The following is a 1,025-nucleotide window of genomic DNA, read 5'->3' as shown; positions in this document are numbered from 1 at the left end:
TTTGTGTGTTGAATGTTTGGTCTATTAGTACCGGTCACCTCCACACCTTACGATGCTTCCAGATCCGGCCTATCAACCCCATCATCTATAGGGGACCTCAAAAGAAACCTAATCTTGGAACAGGCTTCCCGCTTAGATGCTTTCAGCGGTTATCCCTTCCGTACGTAGCCAACCAGCCATGCCCCAGGCGGGACAACTGGCACACCAGAGGTACGTCCATCCCGGTCCTCTCGTACTAGGGACAGCCTTCCTCAAGTTTCTACGCGCGCGGCGGATAGAGACCGAACTGTCTCACGACGTTCTAAACCCAGCTCGCGTGCCGCTTTAATGGGCGAACAGCCCAACCCTTGGGACCTACTCCAGCCCCAGGATGCGACGAGCCGACATCGAGGTGCCAAACCATCCCGTCGATATGGACTCTTGGGGAAGATCAGCCTGTTATCCCCGGGGTACCTTTTATCCGTTGAGCGACACCGCTTCCACAAGCCGGTGCCGGATCACTAGTCCCTAGTTTCCTACCTGCTCGACCTGTCAGTCTCACAGTCAAGCTCCCTTGTGCACTTACACTCAACACCTGATTGCCAACCAGGCTGAGGGAACCTTTGGGCGCCTCCGTTACTCTTTGGGAGGCAACCGCCCCAGTTAAACTACCCACCAGGCACTGTCCCTAACCCGGATCACGGGCCGAGGTTGAGATGTCCAATACGATCAGAGTGGTATTTCAACAACGACTCCACCCCAACTGGCGTTGAGGCATCACAGTCTCCCACCTATCCTACACAAACCGAACCGAACACCAATACCAAGCTATAGTGAAGGTCCCGGGGTCTTTTCGTCCTGCCGCGCGTAACGAGCATCTTTACTCGTACTGCAATTTCGCCGGGTCTGTGGTTGAGACAGCAGGGAAGTCGTTACGCCATTCGTGCAGGTCGGAACTTACCCGACAAGGAATTTCGCTACCTTAGGATGGTTATAGTTACCACCGCCGTTTACTGGGGCTTAAATTCTCCGCTTCGACCCACAAA

Annotated in this window: 1 rRNA gene; it reads right to left on the bottom strand. The window is 54.5% G+C overall.

What is annotated here, in order from left to right:
- Positions 1–4: 4 nt before the first annotated feature.
- A 23S ribosomal RNA gene (locus HMPREF2751_RS00820) occupies positions 5–1,025 on the bottom strand; the annotation flags it as partial.

Source organism: Corynebacterium sp. HMSC063G05 (assembly GCF_001810555.1).
In the GTDB taxonomy this organism is placed as follows: Bacteria; Actinomycetota; Actinomycetes; order Mycobacteriales; family Mycobacteriaceae; genus Corynebacterium; species Corynebacterium jeikeium_D.
The sequence above is the reverse complement of the archived record's forward strand: the minus strand, read 5'-3'. Positions and strand labels throughout refer to the sequence as shown.